The 12,126-nt window shown below is 69.9% G+C and carries 11 protein-coding genes; 6 read left to right on the forward strand and 5 right to left on the reverse strand.

The genetic code is table 11. The features are described from left to right. Window positions 1-95: 95 nt before the first annotated feature. Window positions 96-281: a hypothetical protein gene (locus tag ACFY8O_RS28285; RefSeq protein ID WP_387907191.1), complete on the reverse strand. Its 186-nt coding sequence runs from the start codon at window positions 279-281 to the stop codon at window positions 96-98. A gap of 630 nt (window positions 282-911) precedes the next feature. Between ACFY8O_RS28285 and ACFY8O_RS28290 the strand changes: the two genes are divergently transcribed. The 3 genes from ACFY8O_RS28290 to mug all read left to right on the forward strand — a co-directional run bounded on the left by ACFY8O_RS28290 (window position 912) and on the right by mug (window position 4,200). After that, complete coding sequence (locus ACFY8O_RS28290; RefSeq protein ID WP_387907194.1) at window positions 912-1,748, forward strand: SGNH/GDSL hydrolase family protein; 837 nt, start codon at window positions 912-914, stop codon at window positions 1,746-1,748. Between the two features lie 441 nt (window positions 1,749-2,189). After that, window positions 2,190-3,632 (forward strand): adenylosuccinate lyase, encoded by a 1,443-nt coding sequence (gene purB / locus ACFY8O_RS28295; protein ID WP_387907197.1) that lies wholly within the window; start codon window positions 2,190-2,192, stop codon window positions 3,630-3,632. Between the two features lie 19 nt (window positions 3,633-3,651). Beyond that, window positions 3,652-4,200 (forward strand): G/U mismatch-specific DNA glycosylase, encoded by a 549-nt coding sequence (mug, locus tag ACFY8O_RS28300; RefSeq protein WP_387907200.1) that lies wholly within the window; start codon window positions 3,652-3,654, stop codon window positions 4,198-4,200. 86 nt (window positions 4,201-4,286) lie between these two features. Here mug and ACFY8O_RS28305 read toward each other — a convergent pair whose 3' ends face one another. The 3 genes from ACFY8O_RS28305 to ACFY8O_RS28315 form a co-directional block, all read right to left on the reverse strand. Continuing rightward, window positions 4,287-4,724, reverse strand: a complete 438-nt coding sequence (locus ACFY8O_RS28305; RefSeq protein WP_387907203.1) for a hypothetical protein — start codon at window positions 4,722-4,724, stop codon at window positions 4,287-4,289. A gap of 200 nt (window positions 4,725-4,924) precedes the next feature. Beyond that, entirely contained in the window at window positions 4,925-5,662 is a 738-nt protein-coding gene (locus ACFY8O_RS28310) for an ABC transporter permease (protein WP_387907343.1), read from the reverse strand. An 11-nt stretch (window positions 5,663-5,673) separates the two neighbouring features. Beyond that, window positions 5,674-6,609, reverse strand: a complete 936-nt coding sequence (locus ACFY8O_RS28315) for an ATP-binding cassette domain-containing protein (protein ID WP_387907206.1) — start codon at window positions 6,607-6,609, stop codon at window positions 5,674-5,676. 108 nt (window positions 6,610-6,717) lie between these two features. Between ACFY8O_RS28315 and ACFY8O_RS28320 the strand changes: the two genes are divergently transcribed. The 3 genes from ACFY8O_RS28320 to ACFY8O_RS28330 all read left to right on the forward strand — a co-directional run bounded on the left by ACFY8O_RS28320 (window position 6,718) and on the right by ACFY8O_RS28330 (window position 9,828). Continuing rightward, window positions 6,718-7,896, forward strand: a complete 1,179-nt coding sequence (locus ACFY8O_RS28320; protein ID WP_387907209.1) for a sensor histidine kinase — start codon at window positions 6,718-6,720, stop codon at window positions 7,894-7,896. 4 nt (window positions 7,897-7,900) lie between these two features. Next, window positions 7,901-8,551 (forward strand): response regulator, encoded by a 651-nt coding sequence (locus ACFY8O_RS28325; protein ID WP_387907211.1) that lies wholly within the window; start codon window positions 7,901-7,903, stop codon window positions 8,549-8,551. 119 nt (window positions 8,552-8,670) lie between these two features. Then, entirely contained in the window at window positions 8,671-9,828 is a 1,158-nt protein-coding gene (locus ACFY8O_RS28330; protein WP_145811633.1) for an ROK family transcriptional regulator, read from the forward strand. Window positions 9,829-10,433: 605 nt separating this feature from the next. Here ACFY8O_RS28330 and ACFY8O_RS28335 read toward each other — a convergent pair. Further along, window positions 10,434-11,201: a GntR family transcriptional regulator gene (locus ACFY8O_RS28335; RefSeq protein ID WP_145811637.1), complete on the reverse strand. Its 768-nt coding sequence runs from the start codon at window positions 11,199-11,201 to the stop codon at window positions 10,434-10,436. Between the last annotated feature and the right edge of the window lie 925 nt (window positions 11,202-12,126).

Below are 12,126 nucleotides of genomic sequence, written 5' to 3' on the forward strand. Positions count from 1 at the left end.
CCTCCTCCGCATTCCGAGGCCCCGGTTGCCCTTTCTCCCTCCCACGCGGAGCGGGAGGGAGGCGGCCCCGGCGTCACCTCGACCGGGGGGCTGGTTCATCGACCGCTCGCGTCGTCCCGGACAGTGCCACCGTCGGCCCAGGTCCACAGCCACCGACGCATCGACGCGGTCGCGGGGCGCAGCCCGTCGTGGGACGCCCGCCCCCATGGGGGATCCCGGCCCTCGGGGTCGTGGGGCAGCAGCGGGTTGTCGACGGCGAGCAACGAGACACACCACACCATCGAGCAGCCGCCTGAGGTCAGGTGGAGCCATGACGCCGACATCCATCGCGCACGGCCGCGTTCGTCGCTTCGGACCGCGGAGTGCGGACTACGGGGTGCGGGGTGCGGGGTGCGGACTGCGGAGTGCGGACGGTCAGTCGACCGGGGACCGGGCGGTCGGTGGGCGATTGCCGTCGGTCAGCGGCGTGAGCCCGCCACCAGGTCCGAAGCCGCTGATTCCCTACCTCCGTGTACGCGCACCGGAGCAAGCTGGGCAGCGGTCGCCCGATGCGCATCCCCGTCTGCTCGAGCTCAGCCGGGCTGATCAGCGGGAACGTGGGCCCGTGAGGCGTGCGCCCGTACAGGTCGGTCAGGTGCCCCATGGGAAACGCAGGCCGGGGTCGTCGGCGCGCACGCAGCTCCTCGATCAGCGCGCCGTCGCCCCCCGCCTCCCCCACCGGCCCCACCGGGGCGTGTCGGGTGGGGTAACCCCGGGCCGTCGGACGGGGCTGAGATCGTGGATCGGGAGCCCCTGCGAGGCCGAACGCGGCCGCTGGTCAAGGAGGCCGCCAGAAAGGCGCCGGGGCGGGTCGCCGCGTGAATGTCGTCGGCGCCGGTCCTGCGGCCCGTCACGGTACGATCGGCAGCGCCATGGAATTGAATGCCTCCTACACCAGTCTCGTCGCGGTCGGCGACTCGTTCACCGAGGGCATGTCGGACCTGCTGCCCGACGGTTCGTACCGCGGGTGGGCCGATGTGCTCGCCTCCCGGCTCGCGGCCCGCACACCGGGGTTCCGGTACGCCAATCTCGCCGTGCGGGGCAAGCTCATCAGCCAGATCGTGGACGAGCAGGTGCCGGTGGCAGCCGCCCTGCAACCGGATGTGATCACGCTCGTCGGTGGGCTGAACGACACCCTTCGGCCGAAGTGCGACATGGGCATGGTGCGTGGCCGGCTGGAGGAGGCCGTGGAGCGGCTCGCGCCGTCCTGCAAGACCTTGGTGCTGATGCGAAGCCCCGGCAGGAACGGTCCTGTGATGGAGCGCTTCCGTCCTCGCATGGAGGAGCTTTTCTCGCTGGTGGGGGACCTGGCCGAGCGCCATGGCGCACTGGTGGCCGACCTGTACGGCGCTCCTTCGCTGGGCGATCCTCGGATGTGGGACGTCGACCGCCTGCACCTGACTGCCGAGGGGCACCGCAGGGTCGCTGAGGCGGTCTGGCAGACGCTCGGGCTGCCCGCGGAGGACGACTGGCGGCTTCCCATGCCCATGACCCCGCCGGCACGGTGGGTTCAGCGACGGGTCGAGGACATCCGCTTTGCCCGGCAGCATCTGATGCCCTGGATCGGGCGGCGGCTCACGGGGCGCTCGTCGGGCGACGGCCGTGCGGGAGCACAGTTCGACGCGGGGCTCGGGAGGGCCTTCTGGGTCACTCCAGAGGACGCGACCACTCCAGGCCCGGTCACGGGCTGGCGCCGTCTGGACAGCTGACCACCGGCGGCCCACCCGCCGACAGCTGACTGCTGGCCTGTCCCCCCTGCCCCGTCGACCGCCCGCTGGGCACGACTGCCGTCCGACCGAACCCTCGACGCCCTCCGTCTGCCTCTGCCGTCCGACCGAACCGACGCCCTCCGTCTGCCTCTGCCGCCTGCCTCCGCCGTCTGCCGTCTGCCGTCTGCCGTCTGCCGTCTGCCGTCTGCCGGGATACGACCGACGGCGGCCGGGCCGACCGGCCACGACTGTGCTGGTGACCCGCCCTCCGCAGGCTCTCGTAGGCCTGCCGCGGCGCCGGAAGGCGCGAGCAGGTCGATCCGCGGGCGGTGATTCGTGGCGACAGCGGTCTCCTGGGCCCAGGTCGGACCTGGGCTTGTACGAACACACAGACCGGCCCGCGGCACGGACCTGCAGAAACCGCCAGTAGAATCCGGACACGTGACTGCTGTGTCTGCGAAGCCTCGCATCCCCAATGTCCTGGCCGGCCGCTATGCCTCCACGGAGCTGGCCGTCCTCTGGTCCCCCGAGCAGAAGGTGAAGCTGGAACGTCAGCTGTGGCTGGCGGTGCTGCGCGCTCAGAAGGACCTCGGCATCGAGGTGCCCGACGCCGCGCTGGCCGACTACGAGCGTGTGATCGACCAGGTCGACCTCGCCTCCATCGCGGAGCGCGAGAAGGTCACGCGGCACGACGTGAAGGCCCGGATCGAGGAGTTCAACGCCCTCGCCGGCCATGAGCAGGTCCACAAGGGCATGACCTCCCGGGACCTCACCGAGAACGTCGAGCAGCTGCAGATCCGGCTTTCGCTGGAGCTGATGCGCGACCGTACCGTGGCGGTTCTGGCTCGGCTCGGAAAGCTGGCTGCGGAGTACCGCGAGCTGGTCATCGCCGGCCGTTCGCACAATGTCGCCGCACAGGCGACGACGCTCGGGAAGCGCTTCGCGACCGCGGCGGACGAGCTGCTGGTGGCGTACGGGCGGCTGGAGGACCTGCTCGGCCGATACCCGCTGCGTGGCATCAAGGGGCCCGTCGGCACGGCGCAGGACATGCTCGACCTGCTCGGTGGCGACGCGAGCAAGCTCGCCGACCTGGAGCAGCGCATCGCCGGGCACCTCGGCTTCGCCAAGGCCTTCACCTCCGTCGGTCAGGTCTACCCCCGCTCCCTCGACTACGACGTGGTGACAGCGCTGGTCCAGCTGGCCGCGGCACCCTCGTCGGTCGCCAAGACCATCCGGCTGATGGCCGGCCACGAGCTGGTCACCGAGGGCTTCAAACCCGGCCAGGTCGGCTCGTCGGCCATGCCGCACAAGATGAACACGCGCTCCTGCGAGCGGGTCAACGGCCTCATGGTGATCCTGCGCGGTTACGCGTCGATGACCGGCGAACTGGCCGGCGACCAGTGGAACGAGGGCGACGTGTCCTGTTCCGTCGTCCGCCGTGTCGCACTGCCGGACGCCTTCTTCGCGTTCGACGGTCTGCTGGAGACCTTCCTCACCGTCCTCGACGAGTTCGGCGCGTTCCCCGCAGTCGTGGCACGCGAACTGGACCGCTACCTGCCCTTCCTCGCCACCACGAAGGTGCTCATGGGCGCGGTCCGGGCCGGTGTCGGCCGGGAAGTCGCCCACGAGGCCATCAAGGAGAACGCGGTTGCCTCGGCACTCGCCATGCGGGAGCAGGGAGCGGAGCGCAACGAACTGCTGGACAAGCTGGCCGCCGACGAGCGCATCCCCCTCGATCGCGCCGAGCTCGACGCTCTGATGGCCGACAAGCTGTCCTTCACCGGTGCGGCGGGCGATCAGGTCACCTCCCTGGTGTCCCGTATCGAAGAGATTGCCAAGCAGCACCCGGAGGCTGCCGGATACACCCCCGGCTCCATCCTCTGACGGCACTCCACCCGTGCGGATGACGCCCGACAAACTCCAGGCTGCCCGCGATCGCGTCGTACCCGACGTGGCCGCGGGCGGTCTGCGTGTGCTGTTCTGCGGTATCAATCCCAGCCTCATGACCGCGGCTACGGGACACCATTTCGCGCACCCCGGAAACAGATTCTGGCCGGTGCTGCACCGGTCGGGTTTCACACCCAGGCAGCTGAAGCCCTCGGAACAGGACGAGCTGCTGGGATACGGTCTGGGCATCACCAACGTGGTGGCCAGGGCGACGGCACGGGCGGACGAGTTGGACCCGGACGAGTTCCGTGAGGGTGGCCAGCTGCTGTCGGCGAAGGTGGAGACTCTCGGCCCGCAGTGGCTCGCGGTCGTCGGTGTGACCGCCTATCGCACCGCCTTCGGTGAACGCCGTGCGCGCATAGGCCCGCAGGAGCGCCTGATCGGCGGGGCAAGGGTCTGGGCCCTCCCCAACCCAAGTGGTTTGAACGCCCACTGGTCGGTGAGCACCATGGCGGCCGAGTACGCCCGACTGCTTGCGGCCGTCGGCCAGGGCCCCTCCGCCTAGCCAGAGCCTCACCCCTTCTCCGATTGCACGAGCAGGCGTTCAGGGATGGCCGGCATCTGTCGCCCTCCGCGCATCCGACAGGAAGCTCAGGGCGGGTCGACCACGGTCACCAGGACTCCCAACTCGCATCCCGGGCCCTCGTCCTCCGTGTAGAGCAGCACAGCTATCCACCGGTCCTCCGCGCGCCACAGTTGGACGTACTCGCAGCCGGCGACCGGCTCGCTCCAGGGTTCCGCTATCGTCTCCCCGGCCAGCAGCCGTTCCTGTGCGCTCCACAGGCTGATGACCTGTGGTTCGCCCCAGCGCAGCGTGAGCAACGTGAGCAGGGCGTCGTGTTCGGCCAGGCACTGCGCCCGTCGTTCCGCGCGGTCTGCCTCGTCTCCCTCCTGCTGGCCGTCCTCGCTGTGGAGGAGTGCGGTGTGGTAGCCGGGTCCGCTGACTCCTGAGCCTGACGGCACGCGCTCCGGAGGAAAGTCCTTGGCGCGCATCCCGTCGATGAGGCGGAGGTGGTGTGCGGTGGTCATACCGTCAGTAAACCTTCCACCACTGACACATGACCTCCGCCGGGCAACATCACGCGCTCCCAGAGACTCCGGCTGCCGATGCTCAGCTTCTCGGTAGCTCGGCACCTTGGTGCTTTGGCGAGCCGGTGCCTCGATGCTGATGACTCGTCAGCTCGGCAACTCGGCAACTCGGCAACTCGGCGACTCGGCGAGACCAGCCGTCATGCGTCGCGTCTCCGCAAGGTCCACCATCCGGCTACCAGGGCCAGGCACGTCCATCCACCGGTGACCACCAGCCCTGTCCACGGTCCGAGACTGCCCGGGTGATGGCCGTGCAGAATCAACTGGCCCGCGCGGTCCGGTAGATACTCAGCGGCGCCCCCCGCTATGTCCCCGATCACGAAAGAGACGATCAGAATGAAGGGAATGAGCAGGCTCAGCACCATGACCGCACTGCGCAGCAGCGCGGTAAGTCCTGCGGCCAACAGCGCCATCAGTGCGAGATAGACACCGCCACCGAACGCGGCGCGCAGCACTCCGGAGTCGCCGAGACCAATCGCGTACTCCCCCATGAACATCTGGCCCACCAGTAGAGAGGCAAAGCTGGAGACCAGACCCACGGCGAGGGCGAGGCCGCCGATCACCGCCATTTTGGCGGTGTAGAGCAGGTTTCGGTTCGGTACGGCCGCGAGCGATGTCCGCAGCGCCCCGTTCAGGAATTCCGTCGACACCGCGGTCGCTCCGAAGCCTATGGCCGCGATCTGACCGAAGCTGAGTCCGTAGAAAGCGGAGAAGAGCGGGTCATTGCCCTCCTCACCCGCCTCCGCCTGCCCCACCGTCGCGACCACGAGCACGGTGACGGCGAGCGTGGTGGCGAAAACCGCCGCAAGTGCGCCTGAAACCGGCCTCAACGATCTGATCTTGATCCATTCGGACCGCACCACTGCTGTCTTCGAGATGGTCACAGCGCTCAGGCCTCCGTGCGAGTGGTCGGTGAATGTGGAGCGGTGAACTGTGCCGCGCTCGTGGTGAGATCGAGGTAGGCCTCTTCCAGGCTCGGACGTACGTCGCTGAGTTCCATGAGCGGAACACACTCGGTCGCCGCTATGGCCCCGATCTCCTCCGCCGTGGCCCCGCCGATGGTCCAACGCCCGTCCGCGCCCGGTACAGGCTCGTACCCCCGGCGGATCAGGATGTCCCGGAGCCGCGTGGCATCGGTGGTGCGGAGTCGAACCGCCGGCCTGCTACGGGAGTCGAGGAACTCCTGCATCGGGAGGTCGGCGAGGAGCCGGCCCCTGCCGAGAACGACCAGGTGGTCGGCAAAGGAAGCGGTCTCGTGCATCAGGTGACTGGAGACCAGGACGGTACGACCGTCGCGAGCCATGCCGCGCATCAGCTCGCGGATCCAGATGATGCCTTCCGGGTCCAGGCCGTTCGAGGGCTCGTCCAGCATCACCACGTCCGGCTCGCCGAGCAGTGCTGCCGCGATGCCCAGTCGTTGCCGCATCCCGAGCGAGAAGGTCTTGATCCGACGTCCTCCCACGCCTGCGAGACCTGTTTCCTCGAGCACCGCGTCGACCCTTCGGTCGGCTATGCCATTGCTCGTGGCGAGCGCGAGCAGGTGGTCGGGAGCGGTACGCGAGCCGTGCGCCGCCCGTGCGTCGAGCAGGGCACCGACGCGGCACAGTGGGTCAGCCAGCGATGCGTAGGAGCGGCCTCCGATCGTGGCCGTGCCGGCCGTCGGCCTGTCGAGCCCGAGCACGAGCCGCATGGTGGTGGACTTACCCGCGCCGTTGGGGCCCAGAAAGCCCGTGACCCGGCCAGGTCTCACACTGAAGGTGAGCCTGTCCACGGCACGTGTGGAACCGTAGTCCTTGGTGAGGGCGTGTACGTCGATGCTGGTCATGTATCGAGCGTGGCGCCCGGCTCCCTACGGTGGCCTCCCCCGTCCGAGGGGTTCGTCTCCCTCGCTGGAGGGAGCCGCTCATCGCCTGGCGCTGACACGATGGCGGACATGCGCCACTTCCTGAGGGCCATGGCAGCGCCCGTCACCTACAGCCGCTGGCTGCACCTGCTCATTCCGAGTGCGGTCGCCAGCGTGTGGTTGTTCATTTCCATCGACACACCGTGGGTGCCCTTCGCCCTCGCGCTTCCTGCCGGATTGCTGCCGGTGGTTCGTCTGGCCGAGGGCATACAGGCACAGCTGCTCCTGACTCCCGCCGAGCGTGGCCGCCCGGACGCCTCGATCTCCGCTGTGCCCGCCGCCACGTGGGCGGAGCGCTGGCGCACCGTGGCTTGGCTCGAGGTACGGCTGCTGCTCGCCACCGCAGCCATGTTCGCGACCGTCTGGCTCCCGGCGACGACGTTCGACCTGGTCCGCGCCTCGACCGGTGCGGGCCCCGACATGGACTGGCTGGCCGCTCTGCTCCCGTCCCGCTGGCTGTACGCGTTGGTCGCCCCGCTGCCGATCCTGATGCTGCTCGGGCTGATCGTCCTGTGCGGTGAGGTGGCCACGGCCGCGGCCCGAGGACTGCTCGGGCCGTCACCGGCCGAGCGGCTCACCGCCCTGGAAGAGCGCACGGAGCAGCTGCTGGAACGCAATCGGATAGCGCGCGAGCTCCACGATTCGATCGGGCATGCACTGACCGTCGCGGTGGTGCAGGCGGGGGCAGCCCGGACCACGGGCGATCCGGAGTTCACCGCTCGGGCACTGGCCGCTATCGAGGAGACGGGGCGCAACGCGCTCGATGATCTCGAACGTGTGCTGAGCGTGTTGCGGGAATCGGGTCCCGGCCACGCCATAAGCCGACGCCCGACGCTGGTCGAGGCCGACCGCCTGCTGGAATCGGCCCGCGGTTCCGGAGTGAAGATCGATGCGGCCATGACCGGCCCGCTGGATCTCGTCCCCGGACCGGTGTCCCGGGAGGGGTACCGAATCCTGCAGGAGTCGCTGACCAATGTGCTGCGTCATGCCGGCGCCGTTCCCGTACGGGTGAGGCTTGGGGTCGTGGAGGAACGACTGGAGCTGGAGGTGTCCAATCCGCTCACCGGAGCCTCGCAACGGCGGAGCGGCGGCAGCGGGCTGAGAGGCATACGGGAGCGGGCCGCGCTGCTGGGCGGCGAGGCCAGGACCGGGCCGCACGAAGGGGAATGGAGGGTGCACGTGAGCCTGCCGATGGACCACATACTCTGACCGGATGCCGGTTACCGTTCTTCTGGTCGACGACGAACCCCTCGTGCGTACGGGACTGCGCGCGGTCCTGGCGGCGCAGTCCGACATCGAGGTGGTGGGGGAGGCCGCCGATGGTGCGGCCGTGATCCCTCTGGTGCGCCAACTGCGGCCGGACGTCGTGGCGATGGATGTGCGCATGCCACTGATGGACGGTATCGAAGCGACACGTGCGGTTCTGCGCACTGTCGTCGATCCACCGAAGATCCTGGTGGTGACCACGTTCGAGAACGACGAATACGTCTACGAGGCCCTGCGCGCCGGCGCGGACGGGTTCTTGCTCAAGCGGGCCAGGCCGACCGAGATCGTGCACGCCGTGCGTCTGGTGGCGGAGGGTGAGTCGCTGTTGTTCCCCGCTGCGGTCCGGCAGCTCGCAGCAGATTACGGCACGACCAAGGCGCGGGCCGCGCTGGACAGGGCGGCGCTCACAGAGCGTGAAGCGGGGGTGCTGCGCCTGATGGCTCAAGGGCTGTCCAACGCGGAGATCGCGGCGCAGCTCGTCGTCGGCGTGGAGACGGTGAAGAGCCATGTCAGAGCGGTACTGGCGAAGTTGGGGGCACGGGACCGCACCCAGGCGGTGATCGCCGCCTACGAGTCCGGCTTCGTGGCTCCCCGCTGAACCGAGGCCCCTCTCGGCCCCGCAGCCCGCTCCGCTTGTCATCTCAGGGGGCCGGTCGCCGCAGTCGGGACCAGCGAGTACGATCCGGCAGACACGCGCACGACCTGGGAGGACACACCGTGAGTCGGCTGACCGGTGGGGACCCGTCTCTGCTGCGGCGGATCAATTCCGCTGTGGTGCTGCACGCTCTGCGAGGGGCGGACTCGCCCACGCTCACGGATCTGACCCGGATCACAGGTCTGTCCCGCCCCACGGTCGAAGGCGTCGTGGAAGGACTCTTCGCCGCCGGCTTGGTGGTCGAGGCCGTGCCCGACGAGAGCGGAGCGCGACGGCAGGGCCGCCCGGCCAGGCGATTCAGGTTTCGTGCGGAGGCAGGCTATCTACTGGGCATCGAGATCGGTCCGCACCGGGTCTCAGCCCTTCTGTCCGGACTGGACGGCCGGATCATCGGTGCGGGGTCACGTGACGTGTCCGAGACGGCGAGCGCGGACGACCGGCTCGACTCCGTCCGCGCGATGATCGCCGATGTGCTGCGTCGCGCAGGAGTGCAGCGGAGCAGTTTGCGTGCGGTCGGGGTGGGCAGCCCGGGCATCGTCGAGGCCGACGGCACCGTACGGCTGGGCACCGCGCTGCCGGGCTGGACCGGCCTGGCGCTCGGCGACCGACTGCGGCGGTCCTTCCGGTGCCCGGTCCTGGTGGAGAACGACGCCAACGCGGCTGCGGTGGCCGAGCACTGGAAGGGAGCGGCGACCGAGTCCGACGACATCGTCTTCGTGCTGGCGGGCCTCAGTCCGGGCGCCGGTTCGCTCATCGGCGGGCGGTTGCACCGTGGGTTCGGCGGGGCGGCCGGAGAGATCGGGGCCTTGCATCTGCTCGGCCGCGAGGTGACACCGGAGCACCTGCTCTCGACGACGGACACCCCGCTCGACCCCCTGGACGAGCACGCGGTCGCCGCGGTGTTCGCCAAGGCCAGACACGGAGACGCCGGGGCCCAGGCGGCCGTCGCTCGGTTCATCCAGCGGCTGGTGCACGACGTGGCGGCTCTGGCGCTGGCACTCGATCCGGAGCTGGTCGTGGTCGGAGGGTGGGCCGCAGGCCTGGACGGTGTACTGGACCCGCTCCGTGACGAGCTCGCACGCTATTGCCTGCGCCCCCCTCGGGTGGCCCTGTCGCTCCTCGGCGAGGCAGCCGTCGCCACGGGGGCGCTCCGGCTGGCACTGGATCACGTCGAGGAACAGCTGTTCGCCGTAGAGGGAACAGTGACTGCCCGTCACTGACGGCGGCTAACCAGAAAAGTCCCCCTGACAGCGATACGGAACGCGGCCTGCGCGCCGTGGGCGACAGGGGGCGGCGACAAACGGCAGGCGGCAGGCGGCAGGCGGCCGAGGAACGGTGGGGCGGCCGACGAACACATGCGGGGACGCGGTGGAAAACTCGCACCGCTACGGGAGCCGGAGCGCCACCGGCGTCAGCAGGGTCTTCGGCCTTCCCGAGGGGCACGGCACGCAGGGACAGCGCAGGATGGAGGCACTGGGATGCTCAGCGGTGCCTTGAAGCCCGTCGCGTCGGGGGGCATGACGCTTCGTCGAGGGGCATGCGGCCTTCCGTCCAGCGGTGCAATGCACCGGCGCGTAAGGCAGCCACGCGAGCGCGCCAGCTGTCGGCGCGCGTTACCGCTCAGCCCACCCGCACCTGGACGCGCAAGGTGCTGAAGTGCGCCGCGACGCAGCTCCAGCCCAGCTAATTACGCAAAGCGCCACGCCACCCTGCCACACGGACATCGCCGGAGAGCGGCAGGCAGGCAGTCAGGCAGGCACCGGAACACGGCGCCACGCGGAACAGGTGCGGAAAGCGCCCGCGCATGGGGCCGCGTTTGTCGGCCTCAGGAAGCCTGACGCTCCTGCTCGTCGTGGCTGATCTCCAGTGCCCCGGAGTCACCGAACGTCAGGCGGCAGGTGTCGGCCCGGTAGGTGGCGACGGAGACAGCCGCCGTTCCGGCCGAAGCGAAGTACCGGGTGGTGACCACGAGAACCGGCGCGCCCGGAAGCCTGTCGAGCTCCTTCGCGTCGTCCGCCCGCGCCGACCCGAGCTCCACGGAGCGGTCCTGACCTTCGAGGCCACGGCGGTGAAGCTCACGCATGACGCTACGAGCACGGGCGGCCCCGGACGGCGCGTCGATCGCGGACAGTTCGGGCACGGAGGATGCCGGAACGTACAGCAGCTCAGCCGCCACCGCCTGCCCGTGGGTGACCCGGATACGGCGTACGACGTGCACCTCTTCGTCGGCGCTCACGTCGAGCACGGCGGCGATCGCGGCAGGAGCCGTTGCGGTGGTGCACTCGACGGGCTGCCACGCCTCGTCGGGGCCCCCGCCCGCCCAGCCGTTCTGGGCCGTGGCGACAGCCACTCCGACGCGCGGCGGGGCGACGGTCGTCCCCACGCCCCGGCGTCGTTGCAGCCTGCCTTCGAGCTCGAGCTGTTCCAGAGCCTGCCGGAGCGTCGCTCGGGCGACCCCGAAGCGTGCCGCGAGCTCTCGCTCGTTGGGCAGTACCTCTCCCACCGCGAAGTCCGAGTCGAGTGCCTCACTGAGCACGGTCTTGAGGTGCCAGTACTTCGGCTCCTGCACCGATTCCAGCTGCGTGGTCCCCACCCTGTCCTCGCAATCGCTCGGCGGCTTTTCCGCGACGTTATTTATTAAAGGTTCCTGCCTTAACGTTCAGACCTTAGGACGGTGCAGGACCTTGGTCAAGACCAATCCTCTCCCCGTAACAGAGCGGAACCAGGCGCTGCCGCAGAGCGTTCACGGGACGTTCGCGCAGCCGTGGGGCCAGGCAACACTGAGCCGTCGTGATTCCCGGAGCCGTCGGGCATTACCCTGCCGCCTCGGTGAGTTCCGCCGTCCGGCCGAGCCCCGACTGATCCGCACCGAGCCGCGTCAAGCCCGGGCCCAGGCCGACCGAACCAAGTCCGAACGAAGCGGGCTGGACCGTGGCCTGGCCGAACCGACCCACGCTTCCCATCTCGCCTTCCCCAGCGGGCGCGCCCGCTGGGGAAGGCCCCGCTCCGGCCCCGCGACGACCAGGGGAGGCAGCGCTGGCCGCCGTCGACGGGGCGTCCCGAAAGTCCCCTGAGTGGTGGGACCCTCCGCAGCTTCGATCCTTGGCCCGGCCGGCCGCCGACACCACGACCGGAGCAGGTGGCCGAAGTCGCTCTGATCGGCGGCTTTTCCGCCTCCGACCGGCACGCCTACGCCGATCACTTCGCGATCGAGGGCGGCCTATGCCCTCGCCGGGCTGGTCCCCCTCCGAGGGCGCGGGCGCCCACGCCCCGGACGAGCGGACCGTGCCCGCGTCGGGTCCGCCACCGTCCCCGTCCCCGTCCCCGTCCCCGTCCCTGTCCCTGTCCCTGTCCCTGTCACCGACCGCGATCGCGATCGCGACCCCACCCCCGCCCCCGACCCCGCCACCGCCACCGAGGCCGTCGCCAGAGGAGTCGTGCGCCTGACCGACGAGCGCCGCTTCGGCGGCCCCGCGGTCGTCGGTCTGCCCCGAGGTCGGCTCCGCCCAGGCCGAGGA

This window comes from Streptomyces argenteolus (genome assembly GCF_042902585.1).
Lineage (GTDB): Bacteria > Actinomycetota > Actinomycetes > Streptomycetales > Streptomycetaceae > Streptomyces > Streptomyces argenteolus.